At 51.0% G+C, this 25,904-nt stretch carries 25 protein-coding genes; 6 read left to right on the forward strand and 19 right to left on the reverse strand.

What is annotated here, in order from left to right:
• Positions 1-67: 67 nt before the first annotated feature.
• From BMW93_RS33300 to BMW93_RS33315, 4 genes are read right to left on the reverse strand one after another with little or no spacing between them, the layout of a single operon-like run.
• Positions 68-880, reverse strand: a complete 813-nt coding sequence (locus tag BMW93_RS33300; protein ID WP_229241096.1) for an alpha-1,2-fucosyltransferase — start codon at positions 878-880, stop codon at positions 68-70.
• Between the two features lie 10 nt (positions 881-890).
• The gene (locus BMW93_RS33305; RefSeq protein ID WP_090386843.1) at positions 891-2,231 is read right to left on the reverse strand and encodes a flippase; all 1,341 of its coding nucleotides are present in this window, start codon (positions 2,229-2,231) and stop codon (positions 891-893) included.
• 6 nt (positions 2,232-2,237) lie between these two features.
• A complete protein-coding gene (locus BMW93_RS33310; protein WP_090386846.1) occupies positions 2,238-3,173 on the reverse strand; it encodes a hypothetical protein in 936 nt (311 codons plus the stop codon).
• Positions 3,174-3,179: 6 nt separating this feature from the next.
• Positions 3,180-4,529: a lipopolysaccharide biosynthesis protein gene (locus BMW93_RS33315; protein ID WP_090386848.1), complete on the reverse strand. Its 1,350-nt coding sequence runs from the start codon at positions 4,527-4,529 to the stop codon at positions 3,180-3,182.
• A gap of 158 nt (positions 4,530-4,687) precedes the next feature.
• Here BMW93_RS33315 and BMW93_RS33320 point away from each other — a divergent pair, with 158 nt between their 5' ends.
• The 4 genes from BMW93_RS33320 to BMW93_RS33335 all read left to right on the forward strand — a co-directional run bounded on the left by BMW93_RS33320 (position 4,688) and on the right by BMW93_RS33335 (position 9,781).
• Positions 4,688-5,554 carry a glycosyltransferase family 2 protein gene (locus BMW93_RS33320; RefSeq protein WP_090386849.1) on the forward strand — a complete coding sequence of 289 codons (867 nt, stop codon included), beginning with the start codon at positions 4,688-4,690 and terminating at the stop codon, positions 5,552-5,554.
• A gap of 3 nt (positions 5,555-5,557) precedes the next feature.
• Positions 5,558-6,334 carry a glycosyltransferase gene (locus tag BMW93_RS33325; RefSeq protein WP_090386851.1) on the forward strand — a complete coding sequence of 259 codons (777 nt, stop codon included), beginning with the start codon at positions 5,558-5,560 and terminating at the stop codon, positions 6,332-6,334.
• Between the two features lie 8 nt (positions 6,335-6,342).
• Positions 6,343-7,110, forward strand: a complete 768-nt coding sequence (locus tag BMW93_RS33330) for a glycosyltransferase (RefSeq protein WP_090386853.1) — start codon at positions 6,343-6,345, stop codon at positions 7,108-7,110.
• A 61-nt stretch (positions 7,111-7,171) separates the two neighbouring features.
• The gene (locus BMW93_RS33335; RefSeq protein WP_090386855.1) at positions 7,172-9,781 is read left to right on the forward strand and encodes an ATP-binding protein; all 2,610 of its coding nucleotides are present in this window, start codon (positions 7,172-7,174) and stop codon (positions 9,779-9,781) included.
• Between the two features lie 10 nt (positions 9,782-9,791).
• Here the strand turns inward: BMW93_RS33335 and BMW93_RS33340 are convergent, their stop codons facing one another.
• From BMW93_RS33340 to BMW93_RS33365, 7 genes are read right to left on the reverse strand one after another with little or no spacing between them, the layout of a single operon-like run.
• Positions 9,792-10,976 (reverse strand): glycosyltransferase, encoded by a 1,185-nt coding sequence (locus BMW93_RS33340; RefSeq protein WP_090386857.1) that lies wholly within the window; start codon positions 10,974-10,976, stop codon positions 9,792-9,794.
• A gap of 54 nt (positions 10,977-11,030) precedes the next feature.
• Positions 11,031-11,888 (reverse strand): beta-1,6-N-acetylglucosaminyltransferase, encoded by an 858-nt coding sequence (locus tag BMW93_RS33345; protein WP_090386859.1) that lies wholly within the window; start codon positions 11,886-11,888, stop codon positions 11,031-11,033.
• Positions 11,885-13,372, reverse strand: coding sequence for an O-antigen ligase (locus BMW93_RS33350; protein ID WP_090386861.1), 1,488 nt, complete (start codon positions 13,370-13,372; stop codon positions 11,885-11,887). Before BMW93_RS33350 ends, BMW93_RS33345 begins: the two co-directional genes overlap by 4 nt.
• A complete protein-coding gene (locus BMW93_RS35635) occupies positions 13,372-13,518 on the reverse strand; it encodes a hypothetical protein (protein WP_177194274.1) in 147 nt (48 codons plus the stop codon). The genes BMW93_RS33350 and BMW93_RS35635 overlap by 1 nt, the downstream gene beginning before the upstream one ends.
• Before the next feature lie 12 nt (positions 13,519-13,530).
• Positions 13,531-14,703 (reverse strand): glycosyltransferase, encoded by a 1,173-nt coding sequence (locus tag BMW93_RS33355; RefSeq protein ID WP_090386863.1) that lies wholly within the window; start codon positions 14,701-14,703, stop codon positions 13,531-13,533.
• On the reverse strand, positions 14,700-16,880 hold the full coding sequence (locus BMW93_RS33360) for an exopolysaccharide transport family protein (protein ID WP_090386865.1): 2,181 nt from the start codon (positions 16,878-16,880) through the stop codon (positions 14,700-14,702). Before BMW93_RS33360 ends, BMW93_RS33355 begins: the two co-directional genes overlap by 4 nt.
• Positions 16,877-17,554 carry a TolC family protein gene (locus BMW93_RS33365; protein ID WP_090386867.1) on the reverse strand — a complete coding sequence of 226 codons (678 nt, stop codon included), beginning with the start codon at positions 17,552-17,554 and terminating at the stop codon, positions 16,877-16,879. Before BMW93_RS33365 ends, BMW93_RS33360 begins: the two co-directional genes overlap by 4 nt.
• 101 nt (positions 17,555-17,655) lie before the next feature.
• On the opposite strand from BMW93_RS33365, the gene BMW93_RS33370 reads away from it, so the two are divergent.
• Positions 17,656-18,273 (forward strand): DapH/DapD/GlmU-related protein, encoded by a 618-nt coding sequence (locus tag BMW93_RS33370; RefSeq protein WP_090386869.1) that lies wholly within the window; start codon positions 17,656-17,658, stop codon positions 18,271-18,273.
• A 16-nt stretch (positions 18,274-18,289) separates the two neighbouring features.
• On the opposite strand, the gene BMW93_RS33375 is transcribed toward BMW93_RS33370, so the two are convergent.
• The 4 genes from BMW93_RS33375 to BMW93_RS33390 all read right to left on the reverse strand — a co-directional run bounded on the left by BMW93_RS33375 (position 18,290) and on the right by BMW93_RS33390 (position 21,973).
• Positions 18,290-19,501 carry a sugar transferase gene (locus BMW93_RS33375; RefSeq protein WP_090386871.1) on the reverse strand — a complete coding sequence of 404 codons (1,212 nt, stop codon included), beginning with the start codon at positions 19,499-19,501 and terminating at the stop codon, positions 18,290-18,292.
• Positions 19,502-19,515: 14 nt separating this feature from the next.
• A complete protein-coding gene (locus tag BMW93_RS33380) occupies positions 19,516-19,905 on the reverse strand; it encodes a response regulator transcription factor (RefSeq protein WP_090146739.1) in 390 nt (129 codons plus the stop codon).
• 342 nt (positions 19,906-20,247) lie between these two features.
• Entirely contained in the window at positions 20,248-21,396 is a 1,149-nt protein-coding gene (locus BMW93_RS33385; RefSeq protein WP_090386873.1) for a hypothetical protein, read from the reverse strand.
• On the reverse strand, positions 21,383-21,973 hold the full coding sequence (locus BMW93_RS33390) for an RNA polymerase sigma factor (protein ID WP_090386874.1): 591 nt from the start codon (positions 21,971-21,973) through the stop codon (positions 21,383-21,385). The genes BMW93_RS33385 and BMW93_RS33390 overlap by 14 nt, the downstream gene beginning before the upstream one ends.
• A gap of 138 nt (positions 21,974-22,111) precedes the next feature.
• On the opposite strand from BMW93_RS33390, the gene BMW93_RS33395 reads away from it, so the two are divergent.
• Complete coding sequence (locus tag BMW93_RS33395) at positions 22,112-23,959, forward strand: VWA domain-containing protein (RefSeq protein WP_090386878.1); 1,848 nt, start codon at positions 22,112-22,114, stop codon at positions 23,957-23,959.
• 48 nt (positions 23,960-24,007) lie between these two features.
• Here the strand turns inward: BMW93_RS33395 and BMW93_RS33400 are convergent, their stop codons facing one another.
• Genes BMW93_RS33400 through BMW93_RS33415 form a run of 4 tightly spaced genes read right to left on the reverse strand, consistent with a single transcriptional unit; the run spans position 24,008 to position 25,885 of the window.
• A complete protein-coding gene (locus BMW93_RS33400) occupies positions 24,008-24,211 on the reverse strand; it encodes a hypothetical protein (protein WP_090386880.1) in 204 nt (67 codons plus the stop codon).
• The gene (locus BMW93_RS33405) at positions 24,208-24,780 is read right to left on the reverse strand and encodes a zeta toxin family protein (protein ID WP_090386882.1); all 573 of its coding nucleotides are present in this window, start codon (positions 24,778-24,780) and stop codon (positions 24,208-24,210) included. The genes BMW93_RS33400 and BMW93_RS33405 overlap by 4 nt, the downstream gene beginning before the upstream one ends.
• Positions 24,781-24,807: 27 nt before the next feature.
• Positions 24,808-25,392 carry a DUF4202 domain-containing protein gene (locus BMW93_RS33410; RefSeq protein ID WP_090386883.1) on the reverse strand — a complete coding sequence of 195 codons (585 nt, stop codon included), beginning with the start codon at positions 25,390-25,392 and terminating at the stop codon, positions 24,808-24,810.
• A 22-nt stretch (positions 25,393-25,414) separates the two neighbouring features.
• Complete coding sequence (locus BMW93_RS33415; protein ID WP_090386885.1) at positions 25,415-25,885, reverse strand: hypothetical protein; 471 nt, start codon at positions 25,883-25,885, stop codon at positions 25,415-25,417.
• Positions 25,886-25,904 lie beyond the last annotated feature (19 nt).

Raw genomic sequence — 25,904 nt, forward strand, 5'->3', positions numbered from 1 at the left:
CATCAGATCGTTGTCGGTGTAGCGGCAATGTACCAGCGCCGGCGCTAAGGCCGTAATTTAGAAATTTTTACAATACATCCCGCCATTCAAACCGGTCCGTCATGATGCCTTTGGGGTGTTCGCGGCCAATTCGGAAGCCAAACCAGTTCTTTGGTGCGATGACGTGATTTTTTTTCGGGCACATATAAGCCGCCCACCAGGCAAATGTGCTGTTGGAAATGATGGCAATGTCGGCATGCATGATCAACTGGAAATCGATGATCTCCGAGTTGGAGACGAAGAAAAAGTTGTCGCGCGCGGGAAATGCCGTCTTCACAAAATCCATATCGTCGCTCACAAAATACACCTTGTACGCGTCCAGGTTTTCAATCGAATTGAGCTGTTTCTGAAAATACGCCACGGGTAGCGAAATATCCCGCTTGCCGTAGGAAAGGTAATCCGTGCGGCGGATATGCACGACTACGGTCTTATTTTCCCTGAAAACCAGGCCGTACTGGTCGTCAAATGCTTTTTCGAACTCCGGTTTCAACTTCGGTATTGTGCCTTTGGGTAAATGCTTGATGTAAAAATCCGACTGGTAGTAGCCGTAATACATCTGCCCGTTTTTCGGGGTAAATTCTTTGGGACTGAAAAAGTTATGGACGTACACCGGTTTGAACCTGACAATCTTCGGAATTACGCGCGTCAAACCCGAATACAGTTTCGAGCCGAGCGTCAGGTTATGGTAGCCGCCCAGGTCGAAATATTTGCTCAGGTAGGCATGGTGAGGGTTCGGGAAGAAATACGTCAGGCGCGGGTTCCTGGTTTTCAGGTACAACAAAAAGTAATACTGAAACAACTGGTTGCCAAGCCGGCCCGAAAAGTAAACACCTACCATCATGTGCTGATTTTTAAGACTTCGCTTTCAACATCGGCCGCAAATACCGGTCGAGGAACTCGGGATAGAATTTATACATGTACACGAACGTGTTGAGCACATTCACGCCGATCTCCTTTTTCAAAATGACCTGCGCCACGGCAAAACCCACGATATTGGAGCATAATGTGGCATATGCCGCCCCTACCACGCCCCACTGGCGAATGAAGAAGTAATTAAGACAAAGGTTCATACTTGCTGTACCTATCACGACAAAAAACGTAACCCGCGTCTTGCCAATCGAATCCAGTATTGTACCAAACTGTCGTCCGAACGGGATCAGCAGGCAATAAAGCAGCGTAATTTGCAACAATGGGATCGAATCGGCATATTTTTCGCCGGCAATCAATGTGATCACAATGCCGGAAAAAAGGTACAGAAAAATTACTACCGGCACCACCAATGCGAGCGTGGTACCCACCGATTTTTCATATAAATACTTAATTGCCCCCTTCCCTTCCGACTCCATCCGCTTCGCGCTCTGCGGGAATACGATTGTGGCTACCGCATTGCCGGGGATGTCGATCAGGTTGGTAATGCGGACGGCGATATTGAATGCCCCCGAAGCCGCCGGTGAGAGCATGGCGCCCAGCATCATCTGGTCGATGGTACCCGAAAGCAGGGAGCTGATTAATGTACCAAATGCATACTTGCCGTACCCGAACAGCTTGCCCATCCATTCCCGGCTCACCTGCGCGGACAATGCCAGGTGCGTACGCGCGTGGCTGTATGCGATGAGCATTCCCGCGAGCGCGCTCACGATCTGCACCCACACGAGGAAAACCAGCTCCACCGAAAAGCTGAAAACGTAGCAAACCAGTACGAAAGTGAAGAACACGCCCTGCCGGATGATAGTTGTCACGAAAATGCCGTTGAACCGCAGATTCGCCTGCTCGATGCCGTTGAACTGCGCCTGCAAGCCCGAAAGCAGGTAAATGGCAATGTACCAGTACATCATTTCCACCAGTTGCGGCGCGTCCCAGAGACGGCTCAGCCAGGGCGAAAAGATCAGTATCGCGGCAATGCACACGACTTGCACAATGCCGTTGATGGCGAACGAGGCGGTGATAATGGCAGGATGCTCCTTCGAATCCGAAGAAGAAATATATTTGATCAATGCATTCTGCAAGAGGCCGCTGCGGATCGCTTCCAGGATCGTCGTCGTGGAAATGAACAGTGTCCAGACCCCGAAATCGTGCTTGGTAAGCAGCCTGACCAGCAAATAAAAGCCCGCGAAACCGAAGAACACGCCCGAGAAATTCTGGACGATATTGATAAACCCCGATTTGAGCCAGTAATCCTTTTTCCCCTCCATAACCAGTCAGAAATGTGCCTCGACGTATTTTTTCACCTCGTCGTCGGTTTTGGCATGCAAGATTTTCGCACCCGAAAATTGCGGGTACAGCTTTTCGAAGCATTTGAAATAATGCTCCGGCCCCTTTTTCGATAAAATCAGGTTGGTACCACCGAAATAGCTCGCCAAAGTGGCCGTGCCGCCGTGAATCGATATGAAGTGGCTGGCATTGGCATACACCATGAGCTGCAAGTGATTGAAATTGTTGGCCTTACCTTTATTTTCCTTGAAGAGGTTTTCCATTAAAATCACATCCGGGTGTTCGGCAGCGAGCCAGCTGAACTCGTCCATATCGTAAATGTCGGAGTTGTCCATCGTAATGTGCTGCGGACGTGGCCGGTTGTAAATGACGGTGTATTTGCTTTTCAGCTTTTCCAGAATGAATGCGAGCATTTCCATGCTGTAAAAACTCACCGGCGGCCCGTCCCATTCCATATTGTAGCGGTTGGCGATGATCAGGACCGGCTTTTCGTAGAGGTATACATTGTTGCGGTATGTTTCTTTCAATGGTACCGGTACCCACTTCGACATATCGTAATCCTGACTGTACAGAATGCGCGGCATTTCGAAATTGTAATTCCCCTCGTTCGAACGGGTATCGAACTGCTCTTTGTGATCCGGCGAAAAGAAGTAGAGTTCTTTGGTATACTTCGAAGAAACGGTGCTTTCGAGCGTGCCGTTTTTGTAATGCCAATAAGCGAACGGCAGCACAAATTGCAGCTCCGGCGCAAATTCACCACTGAAAGTCAGCTTCTTGTATTTCTTCCGGCTCACATAATCCTTCCAGATGTATTTCCATTGCCGCACCTGGCAGCGGAGCGTATCGCGGTAAAAATAGCGATGCTCCCACGGTAATTTTCCATACCGCAGCAGCACGACCAGGCTGAGTATTTTATTAAGCATAATCCATCATTGTGCCTTATGAACCATCAGTTTGCCCCACCATAATCTCACCAGATTGACCGCCTCGGTATAGCCCGTCGAAAAGACGCTCAGGATACCGAAAGGCTGAAAACGGTTGAGCCCCCAGTACCCGATACCCACGCCGATGAGCGTCGGCACCACCCCGGCAATGGCGACGCCGTAAATGCTGCCGGTGAGGTAAATCGCCGTGACGGAGGCGATGACGCTGCCCGCAAGCATGATCAGGACTTTGATAAAATTGATTTTGGGCTGATGGATAACGTCGAGTGTTAATGCGAAAAAACGGTCGAGCGGGTACAGGAGCGCGAAGGTCATGTAGAGGCGCATGATGTTGGCCGCTTCCGAGTTAATGTATTTCTCCCCTCCTATAATGTGTATGGCTACGTCAGCCAGGATCACCGCACCGATGCAGGCGGGTAACAATGCCATGGTAATGAGCCCCGCATACCGTTTCATGGTTTCGATCACTTTCGGGCGATTGCCTTCATTGTAGGCGGCCGAAAGTTCGGGCATACCGGTGGCTGCGAAGCTGCGGAGCGGTATTTCAATAATCTCCATCAACCGCTGCCCGAGGTTGAATACCGCCAATGCGGCCGGGCCGAGCATGAAGTTGATGATCATGGTATTGGATGTTCCAAACAAATTGGAACTCAATGTAGTACCAACCGAAAATTTACCAAAATGGAAGATTTCTTTAATGCATTCACTTGTGCGATCCTTGAAGTTGGCTAGTCTGGCCCAGCCCATCACGATCGTGAAAATGCTCGTCAATGCGGCACCGCCGAGGTATGCGTAGATGATATTTTGCAGATTGGCCGTGTGCGTGAATGCCATCACCATCACAAAAAGGATGAAAAAGCCCTGGCTCAGGAAGCGGATACAGAGAAGCTGGTCAAACCGCTGCTCGGCCTGCACCACGCACGAAGCGATAAAATACGGCAATGAAGCGATGTAGATAATGCCGAACCATTCCACGAACAGCACGACAGAAGGATTTTTGAACCAGTCCGAAAACAGGAACGCCGGGATGTTGATCAGCGCCAGAATGCCCGTGATCGCCCCGCCGATAAACCAGGCGGAGCCAACTACTTCGCGCTTCCGGGCGTCGCTCGCACCTGCGTAGAATTTGATAAAAGCCGTGGTCAGGAAACCCGACCGGAATGTGTCGACCAGGAGCAATATCGACAGGAAGAACACCCACATACCGATGCTCGCGACCGGCAATGCACGATAAAGGATGATCATATTGAGCATCCCGAGCACCGACATGATGCCGTTTCCGGCCAGCGAAAGAAAATGTTTGTTCCTTAATTTGTGTAAAAGCTGCAAGGCCATCCGATCGTGGGCAAGATTCGAACCAATCGCAATATGCGAAGTAATTTTACAATATTTTTGCGCAAAGCAGGAATAATGTTTTAACTTTCCTCCCAACTGCCTGCCGCACGGGCCATGCTTGATTGTAAAGACGTACAAAACCTACTGATTGCCAGAATATGAGTTTATTGGGCTTACCTAAATGGATTCTACCGCACCTTTTTACAAACAAGCGTTTCGAAGACCTCACCGAGGGGGAAATTCAGGCTTTGCGGGAACGTATCAGCCGGTTTAAGGACGAAACCCCCGAAGTATCGGTGGTAATCCCCGCTTGGAACGAGGAAAACAATATCTACCGGACGCTCTCATCACTTTCGGCGAGCAGCACGCGGTACAAGGTCGAGATCGTGGTGGTGAACAACAATTCCACCGACGGCACTCAGAACGTGCTCGACAAGCTGGGCGTGCGGAATTACCTGCAAACCATTCAGGGAACACCCTTTGCCCGTCAAATGGGCCTCGACCACGCCCGCGGGAAGTTTCACCTCTGCGCCGATTCCGACACCTTCTACCCACCCGACTGGATCGACCTCATGGTGGAGCCGATGGTGAAAAACGCGGACATTACGGGTGTTTACGGCAACTACGCATTCATTCCGCCTGCCGGCCAGGGACGCCTCGGGCTTTGGTTCTATGAAAAATTCGCCGGGCTCATGATCCGGATCCGTAAGAAAAACCGCGAATACCTGAATGTCTACGGCTTCAATATGGGCTTTGTGACGGAAGTAGGGCGACGAACGGGCGGTTTCAAGGTGAGCGGCTCCCGGGTTTATGCCAATATCGTGGGCAGCGATTTCCAGAACGAAGCCGAAGACGGCCGCATGGCACTCAACCTCAAAAAAGAAGGCGAACTGAAACAGGTTACCAGCGCCAGAGCGACGGTTTTCACCTCGCCGCGCCGCCTGCTCGACGACGGCAGCATTTCGAAAGCATTCTACAATCGGGCCAAGCGACAGTTGCAAGGCATGCGCGAATATCTCTCGTAACATATGCAGCACCATTTTCCCGATACAACTTTACTGATCACCCATTACAACCGCAGCGGCTCGCTGGAACGGTTGCTGACGACATTCGAATCGCTCGGCTGCCGGTTTGCGGATATTGTCGTTTCGGACGACGGCAGCAAGCCCGAGCACCTCGAAAAAGTTCAGGCCCTCACCGATCGCTTCCATTTCCGCCTCGTTACCACGCCGAAGAACCGTGGCCTTGGCAACAATATCAACAAAGGCCAGGATGCGGTGCAATCGGAGTATACATTATATGTTCAGGAGGATTTCCAGCCTTCCGATATTTTCCCCGCGCATTTCCAGGACGCGCTCACGTTCATGCGCGAGGATGCGAAATGGGACATTGTAAGGTTCTACGCCTATTTCGCCTACCCTACCCTGAAACCATTCCAAAAGGGTTATTCCGAAATGGTGTACCGCTTCTGGGACATGAACCATTTGAAATTCTACTATTACAGCGACCACCCGCACTTGCGCAGGAGCACATTCCTTCAAAAGTTCGGCCGCTATCCCGAAGGCATTAAAGGTGACCTTACTGAATATAAAATGGCTGTCAGCTTTTTACAAAAGAAAGGCAAAGGGCTGTTTTACAATGATTTCACCCAATTGTTTTACCAGAAAAACTCCTCCGACGAGCCCAGTACCATGGAGCGCGAAAACTGGAAACTGAGCGAAAACCCGCTGGTGAAGCTCGCGCGGCTTGGGTACCTCCGCTATCGCTGGCTGAAAAATACCCTGGACCTGGTTTTCATGAAATAGACTGCTACATGAACAAGGAATATTTTTTCGGGGAGGTGACGCTGCTCATTACCCATTACAACCGGAGCCAATCGCTGGAACAGTTGCTACTTTCGTTTGAAGCGCTGGGCTGCCGGTTCGGCGATATTGTCGTATCCGACGACGGCAGCAGGCCCGAGCACGTCGATTACCTGATCCAGTTGCAGAAAAAGCATGAATTCAGGCTCATTACCACGCCGCAAAACCGGGGTTTGGGCAACAATATCAACAAAGGTCAGGATGCGGTGCAGACGCCGCTCACGCTTTACGTGCAGGAGGATTTCACGCCGACCACCATTTTCCCGGAAAGCTTTACCCACGCGCTCGACATTATGCGCCGGAAGCCGCTAACCGACGTCGTACGGTTCTATGCCTATTTCGAATATCCGCACCTCCGCAACCCCGAGCATGGCTACTACGAAATGGATTTCAAGCTCTGGAAACCCGGTTACCGCAAGTTTTACGCGTACAGCGACCACCCGCACCTGCGCAGGAGTAATTTTTTTGAAAAGTTCGGAAGGTATATCGAAGGCCGGAAAGGCGACTTCACCGAGTACCGGATGATGATGTCGTTCCTTAAAAACAAGGGCAAGGCCTATTTTTATAAGGATTTTACGGGGTTGTTTGTCCAGAAAAATTCCGAGTCCGAGCCCAGTACCATGTCGCGCGAGAACTGGCGGCAGACCGACCGGTTTCCGGTGAAACAGATCCGGGATCTTTACCGGCATTTGAAATTTAATTTTGATTACCTGACCTGAATATAGTCTCGGTTTATTCCGATCTTGGTGCTATTAACCCAATGTTTCCGCCCCCTGAGATATGCCGACCCGTATAACAAATGACTCATTCAGATGGTATTACGCGAGCATTTACCTCGGACTGGCGCTGATCTTCGGTTCCCAGTACTTTACCTATAAAAACGTCCGCGACCTCTCGCTGAACAACGAGCGGCTGAACGTGACGATCGGTGTACTGAACCAGTCGGCCAATTTTGGGCTGGTCACGAAAGACTTTCAGTCAAACATGCGCGGGTACCTGATCACGCAGAACAACGACCTGCTGACCGACAACTACAACAAAAAAATCCAGCTCGTAGGCATTACCGACACGCTTTTCAACCTCGTCAAAACCGACGAGATCCAGACGCGGCGCATTAAAGAGCTGCTCGGAATATCCAGCCAGATTGTGCTTTATTCGCAGAATGTGATCAGCATTTACCGCACGCAGGGCAGCCAGCAGGCTTTTTCAAAAATACAGGAAGGCGAAGGGATACGGCTCAACAACTTGCTTACGCGCAAGATCAACGAGATCGAAGACTACGAAAACCACAATATGGACCAGCGGCGGAAGCTGGTTTCGGACACCCAGCAGAATTCAATCCTGTTCATCATGCTGACGGGCGCCGTCGGGTTTATCCTCACGATCCTTTCCATCATTTTCCTGAACCTCGACAAACGCAAACAACGCCTGTTCCAGAAGGAAATCAAGGAAAGAGAGCGCACGGTCAGCCAGTACCTGGAAGCGATCCCCGACGGGGTGATGGTGATCAATAACGAGCATAAAATCGAGGTGCTCAATGAATCGGGCCGGGAAATCCTGGGTGTGGCCGGCGAGCGGCCCGAAACGCTCGAAGAGCAGGTGAAACGCATCAAGCTACTCGATCCTACCCGGTACCACGTGCGGTTTTCGGCCGATACGCTACCTGTCGCGCGCGCATTACAGGGCGAGAAGCTCACCGGCAACAAAATCGACCTCGTCAAAAACGATAAGATATACCACCTCGAAACGAACGTGCAGCCCGTAATAGGCCTCGACGGACAGATCAAAAGTGCCATTACCGTTTTTCGCGACATTACCGAGCGGGCCAATTACGAAGCGACGCTGGAAAAGGCGCGGATACTGGCCGAGAAATCGGTGCGTGTGAAGGATATTTTCCTTTCCAATGTAAGCCACGAGATCCGGACGCCGCTGAATGCGATCATCGGGTTTACGAACCTGCTCCTGGGCGAGGTTACCGACCAGAAAAGCCTCGAATATGTAGGCTACATTCAGTATGCAGGCAAAAACCTGCTCGAACTGATCAACGACATCCTCGACTTTTCGAAAATCGAAGCCGGACAGGTACATCTGGAAAAGACCCCGGTCTCGATCCGCGAACTGGCCGACTCGATCTCTGCCATTATGCACCACCGGGCCGTAGAAAAGGGCATAGCCTACGAAGCCCTGCTGGGAGAAGGCCTGCCCGAATTCGTCGAGACCGACAAGCTCCGGCTCACGCAGATATTGCTGAATGTATGCGGCAATGCCGTTAAATTCACCGAAAAGGGCAGTGTAACACTGCACGTCGAGCCCATCGGCGAACCCGTGAACGAAATCCAGAATATCCGTTTCAAAGTGATAGATACGGGTGTTGGTATTCCGAAGGACAAACTTAAAGAGGTTTTCAACCGGTTTGTGCAGGCTACCGAAAGCACCACGAGGGTGTTCGGCGGCACGGGATTGGGATTGAGTATCGTGAAATCGCTCGTGCAACTTTTCGAAGGTACCCTGAACCTGGAAAGCGAGCTGGGTAAGGGCTCGGTTTTCACGATGGATTTCCCGTTCAGGATCGTGAAGGAAGCCGAAATGCAGGAGGATATCGAGAAGGAGATCAATATCACGACCTCCGTAACTTCGCTCCGCATTCTGGCAGCGGAGGACAATTCCCTGAACCAGAAATTGCTAAAAGCCATTTTCGAACGGCTGAATATTCCCCTGACCATCGTGAACAGTGGCCAGGAAGCGCTCGACAGGTTGCGGGACGAAACTTTCGATATGGTTTTAATGGATATTCAAATGCCTGTGATGGACGGCTACACCGCTATTAAAGAGATACGTAAGCGTATTTCCGGCACTATCCCGATCATCACCATGACGGCCCACGCGATGGTCGGCGAGAAAGAAGAATGCCTCAGTATCGGCGCCAACAGCTATATTTCGAAACCTTTTAAGGAAAGTGAACTATTATATACCATTGCACATCTTGGAAACAAAGAGAATTACGAACCACCTCAATCCCCCAGCTTTGCTCAACAACCTCCCCAAACTAAAATGACAGATACGATCTTAAACCTGGAATATCTCGCCGAAATAACGGGAGGCGACCAGGAACTACGCGACGAACTGATCGCGCTCTTCGAAAAAGACAGCCAGATACAGCTTGCCAACATCGCCGAAGCATCACTGGCCAACGATCTGGAACGACTTCGCCAGGCCATTCACAAATTCCGGTCTTCGTTGTTTTCGGTGGGATTACTCAATACCGCCAACCAGTACAAAGACCTGGAAGCGACGCTGAAACAGGGTAACTGGACAAGCGATCTGAACCAGAAGCTGATAGATTTGAAGGCGGAAGCAGAAACAGGCCTTGCGCAGTTGAAAAAGCTTTAATGCAGGGCCATCACAGGTCGGCACCGGCCTGGGCGATGGCTCTGTAAATCTCCCCCACGCTATTTTCCCACGTGTGCGAGCTGGCGAACGTGCGCCGGGCTTCGGTGCGCGCCGCCGAATTTTCGGTCAGCGCAAGGTCGATCAGCCTGACGTAATCTTCATTCCCCTTGCCGAGATACACATGCTCGGCGAATACGCTCATGGCGTCGGTAGCGGTGGCGACCACCGGTTTCCCAACGGCCAGGTATTCGTCGATTTTGCGAGGATAGTTACCGATCGTTACCTCGTTGAGCAACTGCGGGTTCACGCACACGTCGAATGCATTGATGTACGCCGGCAGGTCGCTGATATTGCGGGAGCCGGTGAAAGTCACATTAGGTAGCTTGTGCAGGCTGCTTTGGAGAAACTCGTTGTCTTCCGGGCCCACGAGCACGATATTCCAGTCGGGGCGTTGCTGTGCAATGTATTCCAGCAGCTCCATGTCGAGCCGGATGCTTTGCAGCGCGCCCACGTACCCGATACGCGGGCGGGCGATCGCGCTGATGTCCGCAGGCTCGGGGGCCTGATTTCCGGCCATGAAAATATCGAGGTCGCAGCCCTGGCCCACGTAAAACGAATGCCGGTTATATTTGGCGCAATAGTTGGCCAGGTAAGTCGAATTGGCTACGCAGAGGTCGCTTTTGGCGATCAGGTCGGGTTCAAGGCGTGCGCCGTGTTTCCGCCAGTAATCCACCGCCAGCATGTAGTCGCGCGAGTAGTAAATCGACAGGCGCGGTTTGAGCAGGTCTTTCAGGAAAAAGCTCCGGAACATATCATTGTCGTTGAAATGAATGTAGTCCGTAAAGCCGAGCCGCTTCGCAGCACGGGCAATCGATCCCGCGAAGAGCTGGTTATTCCTTTTATTCAGTATATCAAAAAGCATTTCAGGCAGCCAATTGATCGACTCGATCATCTTGTCGGGGTACAGCACCCAAAGGTTTTGTTGTACTTCTTCCAGGCCGTCAGCCTTGCCGTAAACTACCTTCCGGCGTTTCGCAATTTTTGGGTCGTCGCCATTTTTGAGCAGGCTGATGCGATCGAGAGGGGAATTGACGTACAATACCCTGTGATTCCTGCTGAATTCCAGGGCAATGTTCTTGCAGTTACTCCCGATTTCTACATCCCAGGCCTGTTGTCCCGTAATGACAATATCCATATTGCAGTGGCTAGTGCGTGGGTTCAAACATTCCCCACCCTCGTTGAGATTCGGTTACTTATAGTGATGGTCCTGAATTTTCCTGTCGAGCTTCGCGATCACCGCCGGAAACCGTGCGAGATCGATTTTGCGGGCAAATAGTTTCCCCGACGTCAGCATCCGGTCCAGATCCTCTTCCGTGAGCACTTTCGGGCTCGCTTCGCCTTTCGACCAGTCAATATACCTCAAATTATCGTTCACGAGTGAGGTTCGGAATGGGGAATTATACAAAATAGTTTGAAATATAATCTCGTCAGGTGCCCACGTGAGCTTGAAATACCTCACAACCGCAGGATGACTGTCCAGATAATCCAGCAAATAGCGCACCGCATCCAAGGTCAGACTCATCCATTGCGACCGTCCTACCGGTTCCAGTCCGTCGGGCATTGTCCGCGCGGGGAGCAGCCTGTTCAGCCATTTTTGCACCAGATGTCTTCCCGGGAAATTATAGTTAGTAAGGTGATATTCAGTCAGTCTCGGGATCGCCTCAGTCCATTCGCTATGGACAGAATAGTACTCCATGAAGTTCTTCCCTGCATTCATGGCGAAAAAATCATGGGTTTCCGATGGCGACTGCAATGGATAATCGGCCCCGCTGAGGAGGTTTACATAGTCAAAATCAATACCCGATTTCACTATCGACCTGAAACCACGGAGCGTCGCTTCCACAATGCTGTACGCGCCCCAGCCTACATCTACGCGGTCGGGCACGAGCGTTATTCGTTTTCGATTTTGGAGGAAAGAGAATGCATTCAGATCGGCCTTCTTATCGAGATGCACGAAAAACCAGGCGTGCTCATCTTCCAACGCGCCGATCAGCTTCGTCAGTTGGGCCGGTGCCGCGTGCGCCAGTATCAGATGAGCGATTTTCATACGGTAAGCTTTGCTTTCTGCTCCCGCTCGTCGAGGATGCGGGTAATATTGATGATCGCCGCCGCGAGGTAGAAATAGATATTGGAAGGAAACTGCACCAGCGCTTCCTGCGGATAATTACCGACGTTATAGGCGAACACCACCAACAGCATCGCCAGGCAGTAGGTTTTCAGTTCCGGGTTTTTGATCAGGAAATAGTTGTTGATGCCTTCTTTCAAAATAAAAAACATCAGCAAACAGAACAGGAACAAACCTACCCAACCGAGCTCCACCGCAATGCGGACGTACCCGCTGTCCGGTGGGAAATTCGCGAGATATGACTGGGGTGCAAACCGCTGCCCCCAAGCGCCCGTAGCCCCGAGCCCGCCCCCGATCGGGTGCGTTAGAATGTAGGGTTGAATGCGTTTCTGATTGTTTTTACGCGCCTGAAAAGAAATATCGTCGTTCGGCTTGAAGGCCGTCTGGAAGCGTACGATGTTGGAATTGGTGGTGGGGACAAAAATCAGGAACACAAAAAAAACCGCCGCAATGCCCGAAAAGATGAGCACCTGCCGGTTGATCCTCAAAATCACAAACAGCACCATCGCCGCGGGTATGAGCACGTACGCGCCCCGCGTACCCGAGAAAAGCATGGACGAGAAGAACAATGCGATCATTACTGCGAGCACTATTTTCTGCCAGTTCTTTTTCACGAACGTCAGCAATGCGATACAGATAATGCTGCTCACCACCATGTTGTAGGAGAATGCGACGGGATCGGAAAAGATCGAGAACTTGCGCCAGTGACCGGCGATGAAAAGCAGATCGGCCACGCCTTCCGAGTCGAGCCAGGCCTGCTCGGCCCCGGAGAAGCCGATGTATTCCTGCTTGTAAGCGTACAATGCGGCAAAAAGGGCCAGTCCGAGCCAGAGTTTGAGCAAAAACCGCAGGTACTGAATGGTACGGATCTGGTACATGAACACGAAGTACGTCAGCATCACGACCGCCACCGCGCGGATCGTGTACACCCACGCGAGCCGCGATTCGGCGGACGGGTTAGCGACCTGGATGAGGTTGTAAACGATCCATATCAGGATCATCACGCTGATCGGCCCTTTGAACACCTTCCAGTTGGGACGGTGTTTCTGTTGAATGAAGAAACCCAATATCAAAAGTCCCTGAATGCCGTCCATCACCGTTCCAAGCGGAAAGTTAATCCCCAGACGGCCCACAAAAAACAGCAGGTAAGCGAGCATGAGCAGCACAGTAATCCCGAATTCCGGAAACGCGACGATGCAATACACCACCGGCGGCCCGAACATCAGCCCCAGAATGCCCGCTCCCGCAAGGATACCCTGGTAGGCGATCAGTGCCCCGAATGCAATCGAAATCAGCAGCAGGATGATCAGCCCCGTCAGTTTACGGTCGAAGAGCGCGCGCAGTTTTTCGACGCGGCTCAACCCCTCGCTGCTCTTTCCGGGAATATGGATCTGAATGTCTTTCACTAAAAGAACAGTATTTTAAAAAACCAGATAAATACGCTCACCAACGCCAGCAGCAATGCCGCCTGACGTATCTTTTGCTGCATCGGCGAGAGCTCGTTGAGGCCCCGTTTCTGCTCGCTGACCTTTTTATCCGGGTAAATTTTCATAGTAACCTAGCATTAACCCTGCGTTTTGTTTTCCTGGCGTGTCGCCACCGAAATCTTGTTCGCCCGGCGCGCATTCAGCAATGCGGTAAGCTGGTAGAACATGAATTTGGGGATATTCACCAGCGATTGGTAAATCTTCGGATCGGTCGGCGAGCTTCTCAGCGAAATATAAAACCCGAGTACGAACACCACCAGCCCAACCAGCCACACCAGCGACAAAACCGGCGCGATTAGCAGATTGATCAGCATAAAAAACACCGACAGAAGCAGGAATATGAACAAAGGCGGCCTCAGCAATACCAGCCCAAAAAGGATTTGATTAAGGCTGAAACGGGTAATGCCTTTAAACAGAATTTTAAATCCGTACCCAAAGTATTTGAACCAGGTATTAATCCAGCGGGCGCGCTGCTTTACCAACTGGTCGGAGCCTGTGGTCTTTTCATCGTAAACAATGGCCTTTTCCGCAAATGCAATGCGGTAACCGCGGCTTACGATGCCCTCTTGAAGCACTTTATCGAACCCGGCACCGGTTACATCCAAGTGCCCGAGTACTTTTTCGTACAATGCGCTCGTAAATGCCATCCCCGAACCAGCCAGCGTAGCCGACGAGCCGGCGCCGAACAGTACTTTGCCGTCGTAAAAATGATAGTAAATGTCGCGGGCCGCATCGAGGCAGGCGTAGGTACTATCCAGGTTTTTAGCCTCCCGCACGCCCTGCACGGCTTCATATCCCTGGCTGAAATACACATTCAGCGCATTCAAATAGTCGGGATCGGTGAGGTTATCGCTGTCGATGATCGTCAGGTGCGTATGCGGGCGGATGAACCGGCGGATCGCATAGAAGTGCGAACGGGTATTACTGCCCAACACCTGCTCCGGACGCAGCAATGCAACTTTGTCCGCAGGGAAATGCAGGTTGCTGATGTCGCATTTATCGGCCACGACGTAAATATGATAGCGCTCGTAATTCAGTTGCAGCAATGAGCCTACCACCGCCGGTAATTGGGCGGTATACTCGTAGGCCGTGACGATAATGCCGTAATCGGGCAGCGTGCTGTCGGTCGTCGGCCGATGTGAAGTTATCGCCTTTCTCAAACCATAAATCAGCAGCAGAAACACGGGAAATACGAGGTTATACCCGATCACCGCCTGAATCGCCAGCCCTATCCATTCCAGGAATTTCATACTTCCACCGGTTTAGCCACTTTTCCGGCCTGTTCGGGAATGCTTTCGGTGTTGGTAAGCACCCAGCCCGCAAATTTCCCGTTCAAACCGTTGAGGTACTGTATTTTGGATTGATCTTCCGAGCCGATGGAACGACCCGCCGCGAAGACGGCCACCACCAGGTCGGAGAATGTGATCCATTCCTTGGCGCGGTTCATCGCGCGTAACGAGTCGGTTTCGATCAGGATAATGTCGAAACGCGCTTTCAATGCCTGCAAACGCTCGCCTATTACCTTTTCGTCGGCCAGTTCGAGCACTGAAATATCGCCTGTTTTGGCACCGAGGATAGTGATCTGGCCCGGTGTCGCCTCCGGCAGGTTATTGGATTTGACAAAGTTTTCAAATGGTGTGCTCTCGGGGTTCAGCTTGGAAATATCCGGCTGCGCGAAGTTGCCATCGATAATGAGCACTGTTTTGTTGATCTTCGAGAATGCCCAGGCCAATGCGATCACGAACGGCGTCTTACCGACCCCATAACCGAGACTGGTCACGGCAATGATCTTCGGATCGCTCATTTCATTGTCCAACTCATAGCGGATAGACCGCACAAGATTCTTGTAAAGCCGAACTGCCTTGTCGTCCGAAGCATTCATCCCCGAAAGGCTCAGGTTCGAATCCTTATCCAATGCATTTAAATAGCCTAAGACCGGTTTGCCCGTTTCATTGGCCAATTGCAGCGGGTAGCGGATCGATTTGTCGAGGTAGTAAAGGATGAAAAACACAAATACGCAGAACGTGAAGCTGATCACCCCGGAGAGGATCACGAGCACCATTTTCTTCGACGCCTGCACCTCGCCCGGCATCGCGCGCTCGATCAGGCGCAGGTACACGGGAAAGCTGAATTCCAGGCTGGCTTCGTTGTAGCGCTGCAATGCTTCGATATATTCCTTGCTGGCGATGTCGATCGAGGTTTCGTACTCCTGGATCTTCGCCTCGTTCGGTACCAGTCCGTCGAACTTACGATTCAGGCGGTCGAGCTCGCCCTGGATCGATGCCACACTGTTTCTGGCCAGTTCCAGCGATATTTCCATGCTCAGTTTCTGGGTTACCAGGTCCTGCTTCACCACCATCGGGTTGTAGGCATATTTGTCGGTAGCTTCGTTGATTTCCTCCGAAAGCCTGCTCCGCAGCGAGTCGACGCTGAACTTGATGCGGTTATCGAAATTGCTCAGGATGTAGCGTTCGTTCAGGGCTTTCAGGTTACTCTTGGTCGCGATGATTTTCTGGTTAATGTCGGTCAATGCGCTTTCGAAATACTTGCGTTCGGTCGGGTTGAAGCGGCTGTCGATATTCCCGATGGCGGCCGTGTAGGCGATAATGTCCTTCTGGGCGATCTGGCGGCGGGTTTCAAAATCGGCCATTTGCCCGTAAATGCTTTTCGCCTGCTCGTTCAGGTTCAGTACCCGGTTTTGTATTTTGAAATTTTTCAGCGTGTTCATCCGCTCGTTCAGCGCATTGAGCTTCTGCTGCATGAAACTTTGCAGAAAGTCGATCGTCTTCTTGTTATTCCCCACCACCCGCGACGAGTTGTCCGCGATAAACTCCTGCGCGAGGGTATTGATCACATAGGCCGATAAATCGGCATGCTCCGCTTCGAATTCAATGTCGATATAGTCGCCCACACCGGTGCGGTAAATGACGAGCTTGTCCCGCAGGGTATTGGCGCCGTAGCCCATTTCCACGATGATATCGTTGAGCTTTTTCTCGTCGGGTTTCCACAAAAAGAGCTCCTCGCGCTTCTGGTATTTCCTGGTAATGAGCGTTATGGCTTTCGCTCTATCCCCCTTGTTCATTTCTTCCAGTGCACGCACGGGCTCACGCCAGGTCGAGTCCTTCAAGCCTTTCAAATCATTCAAAATCAACCGGTAAGAGACCTGATCGAGTGTCCGTTTCAGGCGCATGACCTGGATCAGGCTTTCAAACTTGCGTGCGATCTGCTGGTCTTGCTCGTCTTTGGCGCGGGTTACTACCTGATCGGTCTTGTCCACGAGCCCGGTCGCGATGCGCGCATGCGACTCGTACGTATCCGGTAGCCGCCGGACAAGGAAATAGCAGACAATAACGGTGATCAGCGGGACCAGAATGAGGGTGATCTTATTCCTCTGCAGTAATTTTAGAAACTGTACAACCTCCGTCATTTGATATCTTCCAATTTTTGTCCCAACAATTCTTCCAGACTGCTTTTCGCAATCAAAACCTCGCTTTCGGTATTCAGCAGGTTCTGCGCATGATCGGTTTGCATGATGAGCATCTGGTTATATTTCTCCAAAGTCTCCTGACCCGTCTCAAAGCGCTTTTTGACATTTTCGAGCATGCTCTCTACGTCCAAAGAAGCATTCGAGCGCACGCGGTACACTGCCTTTTTCTGGATATAAGTGAAATACCTTTTCTTGACCTCCGCTTCCATACTCAGGTCGAACGACTGCTTATCGTACTCCGCCGATGAGAGTTCGCTTTTTGCCTGCTTTACCATCGCGGGCTTTTGCAGGATGGCGCCGATGTTGACGAAAAAACCAAACTGATAAGTAAATGGAAATGAAGCCGATACAGGAGTAGCACGGTCGTTTTTAGGAACGTACAGGTAGGAGAAATTGAAAATATCGAAATACGAGAGCTTCGCTTTTTTTACACCCGTCTCCGCGGCGTTGATATGCGCCTGGTACATCTTGATTTTGGGATAATTGGCCTTGCAAACGGCAATCAGCTTATCCAGGTACGCGTAGTCTACGTCTTTGCTCAAAGATTCCTGGGCACGGGCGCTTTGGATCGTCAAAAAAAGCAGGAGCCCAAAAGCAACTTGTTTTATCGGCATATCAGGGTAAAATATTTATTTAAAATCTGTTTCGCTTGACTTTGCGGCATTACGAAATACTTTTGGTAAAAATATTACTACATCTCACTAATCTAGGCAAAATGTCGTTATCCGACCAAATCCGGAACAGTCCGGGACTGAAAAAATTTGTCCACTGGATGTTGATACCCACTAATCAGGCGCGTCCGAGGCTCTGGGTCCGGGTATTCTTGAACCGTTTCTTTCATCAAAGAGGCAAGAATGTGATCATCCGCCGGTGGGTACGGATGGACGTGCTGCCTTTCAATCCCTTTTCGATCGGCGATAATTCGATGATCGAGGATTTCAGTACAATCAATAATGGCGTGGGGGCAGTGAGTATTGGCGCCAACTCGCTCGTCGGCCTGGGAAATGTCATTATCGGCCCGGTTACGATCGGTAACGATGTGATCCTGGCGCAGCATATTGTCGCCAGCGGCCTGAACCATGATTATCAGGACATTAGTCAACCGATTCATAAGCAAGGCGTAAGCGTCGCACCCATTTTCATCGAAGACGAATGCTGGATCGGTGCCAATGCCGTAGTGACCGCGGGCGTCACCATTGGCCGGCATTCTGTTGTGGCTGCCGGGGCCGTTGTCACCAAGAACATCCCGCCCTATTCGGTAGCTGTGGGAAATCCCGCACGTGTTATCAAAAAATACGATCCCGAATACAAAGAGTGGGTGAAAGCGTCCTGACATACATTTGCTTCCGTCAGACATTCTCCGACTGCAACAGTGCGGGGAATGTTTTCAGGATGATCTCCATATCCATTTTAAATGAAAAATCCCGGGCATAGGTAATATCGAGTTGCGTACGCTCCTCCTCGGTCATATCCGACTTGCCCTTGCCGCGTTTGGTCACCTGCCACAGGCCGGTAAGGCCGGCAGGACCCGCAAAACGCAGGATTTTATCGTCAGTAGTCATTTTTTCGGCTTCATACAAAGGCAGCGGGCGGTTGCCTACCAGCGACATATCGCCTTTGAGGATATTGATCAGCTGCGGCAGCTCGTCGATACTGGAATTCCTCAAAAAACTTCCCAGGCGTGTAATGCGCGGGTCATTCTGAAATTTCATGAATGCAGCCTTCTGGTCTTTCTGGAACTGATAAAGCTTTTCGCAAATCTCTTTACCGTCATGGAAAAGTAGGCTTTTGCATTGATTTCCGGCAAGACAGTCGTCGCAAAGGCCCTGTGTTTCGATCTGGGCGGCAGGCTCGGCTTTGGAATACATATTCAATGCGGCCATTTTACGGATCAGTTGATCGGCATCGGTCCGCATCGTCCTGAATTTGTACAGGTCGAAAATCTTGTACCCGCTCCCTACCCTTTTGGATTTGTAAAAAACCGGCCCTTTCGAGTCGAGCTTGATCAGGATCGCCACGATAATGAACACCGGCAACAGCAGGATCACCGCGGTACCGGTCGTGATCACGTCGATCGCCCGTTTCCAGAACGGTGTCTTATGCCCCTGCGAACCGATTTTTTGTGACGCTTTATTGGCCACATACCACTGCCGCTTTTTGAAGTATTTAATGCGGGTAATGAGGTCGCCGTCGTCGAAATTCACAGAAAAAACATCATCGGCACGCCTTTCCCGCGCCACGTCGATCGCGTGGCGGGAGAGCCTGTCGACCAGCAATACGAAAGGTATATTCCCGAAACCGGCGCTGTTCCTGATCGTGTCGAGCAGTTCCACGCCCCCGCTTCCGTCGTGCGCAACGATCACATCCGCAGGATAGTTTTCCTTCAATGCTTCCAGGGCACCGGCGGGCGTATCGAAATACTCTACTTGCACATATTCGGAGAAGCGCTCGGTAAACCGGAGGTATTCCTGGAAATTATGATGGACATAAATAACCCTGAATTGGGCAACGTAGGTCTTGCCTGCCGTTACTGTTTCTGTCGTTGTGCCGGCCAGTTCCATGATATTGTCGTCGTTTAAGAGAAGCGTTTACTGCGCCGCAAAACGGCGTTGATCTTCGCGTGTACCTCCATCGGGTTGAATGGCTTGACCATAAAATCGTCGGCCCCGAGGTTAAGGCACTGGATACGCTCGCTGCTTTCGTCGGAACCCGAAAGGATGATAATGGGTATCTCCGAATACAGGTTGCTGGCCTTCGCTACTTTCAGGAACTCCTTGCCGCTCAGATTGGGCATATGAAGGTCGGCAATGATAAGATCGGCCTGATTACCGTCTTCGAGCCAGAGCATTCCCTCCGATCCGTCGCTCTTGATCACCACGTTGAAATCCTTCTTAAGAAAATGTTCCAGTATTTTAGTAATGCTGGGTTCGTCGTCTATAATCAACAGATTCTTTCTATTGTCCATAGGTTGAGTATAAGTGGGCAAATATTCGGTATTGAACTGTAAAAATTGGCAGACAATTATTTCGTAGAATTAGTAATAATACTTGCCATAACAAAATTTAAGCCAGAAAATTGCAGATTTCGCCTGTGCATCGCTTCGTACCGGGACTGGAAATGGCCGTCAAGCGACTATGGAGAGAAAATTACAAATTCAGATTTGGTAAAAAATCAAGAGATGAGTAGTTAAGAGCTTGTAGTAAAATTAAATACTGCGGCCTAGATCGCAAAAAATAACCGGCCAATTTTGGAAATATTTTAAAATTACTTCTACAAGTAACCAGGTAACCATCTGATTTGGACTGTATTATTGAGCCTGACGAAATTGTAGCTGGATTTCGGCAGGGGCCGCCACCGGCATCCCTTTCGTACGGGCGGGCGCCCAGGCGGGTCCGACGCTGATAATGCGGATCGCCTCCTTTTGAAGTTCCTCCGGGCCCCGGGCAATAAAGCCCGACAATGCACCCGTAGCATTAACAATAAATGTAACTGTTATTTGACCTGTTACGGCCGAAGAATCGGTGTTTTTGTCCAGATAGGCGCGATATGCCCCCCACCCCGACGCTGGCACCGGCGCGGGGCGGTCGGGCTCCAAAGAATACGCGGAAGCTGATTTCTTTGATTGGGTGGTTGCTCCGACGACGACGACCTCGCTAAGCATTTCTCCCGGACCACCCGGAACGGTATCGGCCGCCTTTTGGGACACGAGGGACGGTTTCGAAGGCGCCACCTTCGACCTCGCGGCTACCGATTTACCTACTGCATGCAATGCTTCGGGTGCCACAAGCGTGTTATCAGGAGCGGGTTGCGATGGCGTCGCCGGTGCTACCTCCGGGTTTTCCGATGGAACAGTGACCTGATCCTGATTTATTTCGGCCCCGGCGACAGCCGTCGCTGCATTGGGTTTCCATAAAAATTCAGGGTTCTGTACCGCTTCGCTTGCGGCATCTTCGCGACCCGTTGCACTCCCCGCCGGTTTCGGATTGGCTGATAATGGTGCTTTCGAAGGTTGTGGAACGGCAGGTTGGGAAGTTTCCGCAACTTTATCATCAGCCTGAACAGGTTCCGCCAAGGGAGCCTCGGCCGGTTTCGCCGTCTCAGTCCGGGAAATAGGAGTCGTATTTTGCACTACGGGTTGATTAGCGCGCAGAAAAAACGTCCAATACGCGAACAACACCAGCAGTACCGACGCCGCCGAGGCATACGCCCACAATGGCAATGCAGGCTTCCTTTCCCGCGCGACGCGCTCATTCAGGCGGTCGCGCAGGTCCGCACGCACACTCGCCGCATCCGAATGCGCAACCCGCCACGCGAGAAAACCTTCGTAGGCATCGGCCACCAGGGGCTCATCGAGCATACGTCCTTCGAGCGCACGCTGCTCTTCGGCCGGCATCTGCCCACCGTAATAGCGTTCGAAATCTTCGAAATCGGGGATGAGATCGTTAGTAGCTGCCATGGCCTTCGACGCAGATTTTCAGGTTTCGCTTCCCATTCTGGATATAACTTTTCACTTTGCTCATGTCAAAACCGGTCGCCCCGGCGATGTCGCGGTAGCATTTGTCCTGCATATAAAACAGCTCGATGCTGACCCGTTGCTCATACGTGAGCTTTTGCATGCATTCGTCCAACGCATCGAGCCGCCCGTCAAGGTGCAGAGGATTGTCTTCCGGCTGCGTTGCCAAATGCAATTCGTGTTCCACGTCCTCGATCACTTCGAAACCCGCCAACGTCCGCGCTGAGCGGAGCTTCATTAAACAGTGGTTCCGTGCGACGCTGTGCAGCCAGCTTTTGAGGTTCGAGACCTCGTGCTGCTTTAAATCGATAATGAGTTTTTCGAAAATCTGCATGACCGCATCCTTGCTGTCTTCCTCATTCCTCAGGTACTGAAAACTGACGCCGAATACCATATCCATATAAGGTGCATACAAGGCGCCCAGCACAGCGACGTCGCCCGAACGCCGGTACGCAGCGAGCTGATCGGCCTCTGACACCGGCTTATGGTCCTTAAAATGAAACAGTTTCAAAAACTTCACGTGCGCTAGTGGAAATGTGTTCCAGCTTTCTGACCACTGGATGCGGTTTAATCAAAATTCCACAAAAAAAATTTAAAAACTTTTATGGAATGAGCAGGCGGCGCGCATCCAGCGGGTAAATAACTAAATCAGGAAACCATGAAAGCCAGAGTGACCATTCTATTAGCCATGATTTTGAGTGCATTTGCATTCCTGCCCGAGCGACAAATCCGCGGCACCGTTACCGACGCCGCCAATGCGCCACTCGCCGGCGTGACTGTTTCCCTGCAAGGCGGCGGCGCCACCACCGTCACCGACCAATCCGGGTATTTTTCGCTTGGCGTGCCGAAACTAGCGAGGACGTTGGTATTCAAAAAGGCGGGTTACCAAAACCTGACGGCGCCGATCACCTCCGATTCGGTTTTGAAAATTGTCCTTATCCCAAAGGCACAAACGCTGAATGAAGTGCTGATTAGCGGCCAGCCGATGCCAATGAGAAAGATGGACAGATCTCATTCCGTGGCTTCGACTCCGGCCTCTTTTCATGGCGCGGTGATGCAAATGTCCGTTCCCGCCGAAAGCTACAAGCCGATCAATGAAAACGGCTTCCTGTCGGTTAGTCAGCAGCCTGTGACCACATTCTCCGTCGATGTCGACCGCGCGGCATACAGTAATGTGCGTCGATTTCTGAATAATGGCCAGATGCCGCCTGAGGATGCTGTGCGGATCGAGGAAATGATCAACTACTTTGACTACGATTACCCGCAACCTTCCGGTGAGCACCCACTGGCGATTGCCGCCGAAACCACCGATTCACCCTGGAATCCCGGTTTGAAACTGGTACACATCGGCTTACAGGCCAAAACCGTTTCGACCGAGAACCTGCCTGCTTCCAATCTCGTTTTCCTCATCGATGTTTCCGGTTCGATGAATGAGGCCAACAAGCTCCCGTTGCTCAAACAGGCATTCAAACTGCTCGTGGACCAACTTCGTTCGGAAGACAAAATAGCGCTCGTCGCCTATGCCGGCTCGGCGGGGTTAGTATTGCCTCCAACCCCGGGAAGCGAGAAAAAGATCATCAAAGACGCCCTCGATAAATTGGAAGCGGGCGGGTCGACGGCAGGCGGAGAAGGTATTGAACTGGCTTATGATATTGCCAAAAAGCATTTCCTGCCGAAAGGCAACAACCGCGTGATCCTCGCCACCGACGGGGATTTCAATGTGGGCATTTCCAATGAATCCGAATTGCAGAAGCTGATCGAGGAGAAGCGTAAAGCGGGCATTTTCCTCAGCGTGATGGGTTTTGGAATGGGTAACTACAAAGACAGCCACGTGGAAACGCTGGCCGACAAGGGAAACGGCAACTACGCCTACATCGATAACATTCAGGAAGCGCGAAAGGAGTTTGTGCAGGAATTTGGCGGGACATTGTTTACAATTGCCAAGGACGTCAAAATCCAGATCGAATTTAACCCCGCACACGTACAGGCCTACCGACTCATCGGCTACGAAAACCGCGCATTGCGGAACGACGAGTTCAACGACGACAAAAAAGACGCGGGCGATATGGGTTCAGGGCATACCGTGACGGCCATTTACGAAATCGTGCCCAAAGGCACCCAAACCACCTACATCAGTGCCACCGATGCATTGAAATACCAGCAAAACAATGCCCCTGCAACCGGCAACAGCGATGAAATGATGACTGTGAAAGTACGTTACAAAAAGCCGGACAGCGAAAAAAGCGTGCTTTTCGACCTCCCGGTGAATGCTAGATCTGTCGTATTTGAAAAATGTTCTGAGAACTTAAGGTTCGCGAGCGCCGTCGCGGAATTCGGCCTATTGTTGCGCGGCTCCGAATACAAAGGAAAGGCTACCTACGCGGACGTGATCCAGCGCGCACGAGGCGCATTCGGAAAGGACGAGGAAGGTTACCGCTCGGAATTCGTACAGCTGGTGAAGGTTGCGCAGAGTTTGGACGGGGCGCAGGAGCTGTCCAGGAAGTGATATTGTGTTAAAACAAGAGCCGGTCGATGTGTTGTTGACCGGCTTTTATCATTTATCGGCATTCTCATCTGAGTTTTTAAGAGATTCCAGTAAATCTTTTGCAGGAACGTATTTAAATCCTTCTTCACCGTCGCCTACCATTACCACTTCGTCAATCGCAGCGCGTTCTTCTATCATTTTGCGAACTGCTTTTCTGACACCGAAAATGATTCTTTTTGAAAGGCGATCTGCGTTTTGAATCTCTGCTTTCATTTCCACTGTGATTTAATTTTAGTCCAAAGAAATTCATCAAAAACATCAAGTTCGTTATCAAAGCTTCCTTCCGCAATGACCATTGGCGTGGGGTTCATATTGTTAATTATCATCCAACTATCGCAAATCGGCTGATACATTCTAAAAAAATTGGCTAGCCCTCCCTCGTATCGCCTGATTATTGTCTCTTCTGGAATAGAATGCCCGCCCATTCGCACCCGATATTTCACCCGCTCTAATGCTACGTATGGCGTATATAGCCAAAAATACAATAAAGTGGTGGTATAACCCAGGTCTCTGGCCTCTCTAATGAGCGAAGCGTAGCTTTTGGTTGACAAAGTGGTTTCAAATGCGAAATCTTCTCGAAGTTGCATCAATTCTTTAATTTTCGTCAGCATTATCCGTCCAGCCTCGAACGCTGCCTTCTCTGGCTCCGAGGGCGAAATCTCGGCGGCGATAATGTCCGCGTTTACAAATTCCTTGCAATTCAGAATTTCAGGCAGGATGGTATAACTTGCAGTCGTCTTCCCCGCTCCGTTACAGCCTGCTATAATGTACAAATTGTGCATAGTGTGTATAGGTAGTTTAAATTAATCTCAATCCTCTTTCAAAGCCTTTAAAATCAAATCCTTCCCTACCTCGCTATACCCCAAAGATAATGCGGCTTCATGCCCGGGCGTAGTCATTTTACCCCACGTTTTGCGAAGGATATCTATCATTTTTTCTTCGGTCATTTTGGCGATCAGGTCGTCGTATTGGTATTGAAGAAACACCAGGCACAATGCGTTTTCCATCGTTTGTACGTCGGTATCGCTTTTGAGGCGTTGTTTGAGGACGATCTGCTTCACACGGGTAATCGTTTCTTCGTCGTAGCCGACCTCCGTCAGGATCTCGGATGCGATACCCGCATGGTATTTCGAAAGGTCGCTGCGCCATTTGAGATAACCTACCCGGCCGTCAGGATAGCTTTTACGCGCGATCTCCCACCGACCGATATGCTGGCAGCGCGAGGCCAGCAGCAGGCTTTCATCGGCTTGCGGGTCGAGTTTTGTGACCCACTCGTGGAGTTTGATCGCATAAAAGTATTCGATCGGATACGCTACATTCTCCCACACGATCTGCTCGGGCGAGCGCTTGTTGTAGGCATCAAAAAGTTCAAAAGCTTTGTCGAGCTGGCTCATGGTGATTTGGTATAGGTAAATGCTATTTGTCCGCCTTGAATTTCAGGGCAATGGTGGTCATGCGCGGGTAGTCGTAGGCGGTGCTTTGTGTTTTCATGATGAAAGAATCCTTACGGACATCGTCCGGGCGCACCGTCCATTCGCCTTTGCCGCCACCTTCCGGCGCACCGATTGTAATATTTTGATCGGTTACCTGCCATTTCAATAAAAACGGTGTTGATTCGCCTTTGAAAATGCCCGAAAATACCCCGCCCTTTTTCAGCTGGACAGTTTCCATATACCGCTGAAAATCAATCCCGCCAAATTGCTGCGCCATTTTACCGTCCTTGAAAGTGACCGCGTCGTTGACCACGATTTCTTCAATTTTCCATTGCTGTACTTCCGTCAGCATTTCCGCGGCCTCCTGCGGCGTACCCGCTGGCTTGTCGCATGAAACGGTAAAAACGCCCGTAAAGGCAAGGAGTACGAAAGCAGCGAATTTTCGAAAAAGCATGATGTTACCGGGTTGATGG

Source organism: Dyadobacter sp. SG02 (assembly GCF_900109045.1).
GTDB lineage: Bacteria > Bacteroidota > Bacteroidia > Cytophagales > Spirosomataceae > Dyadobacter.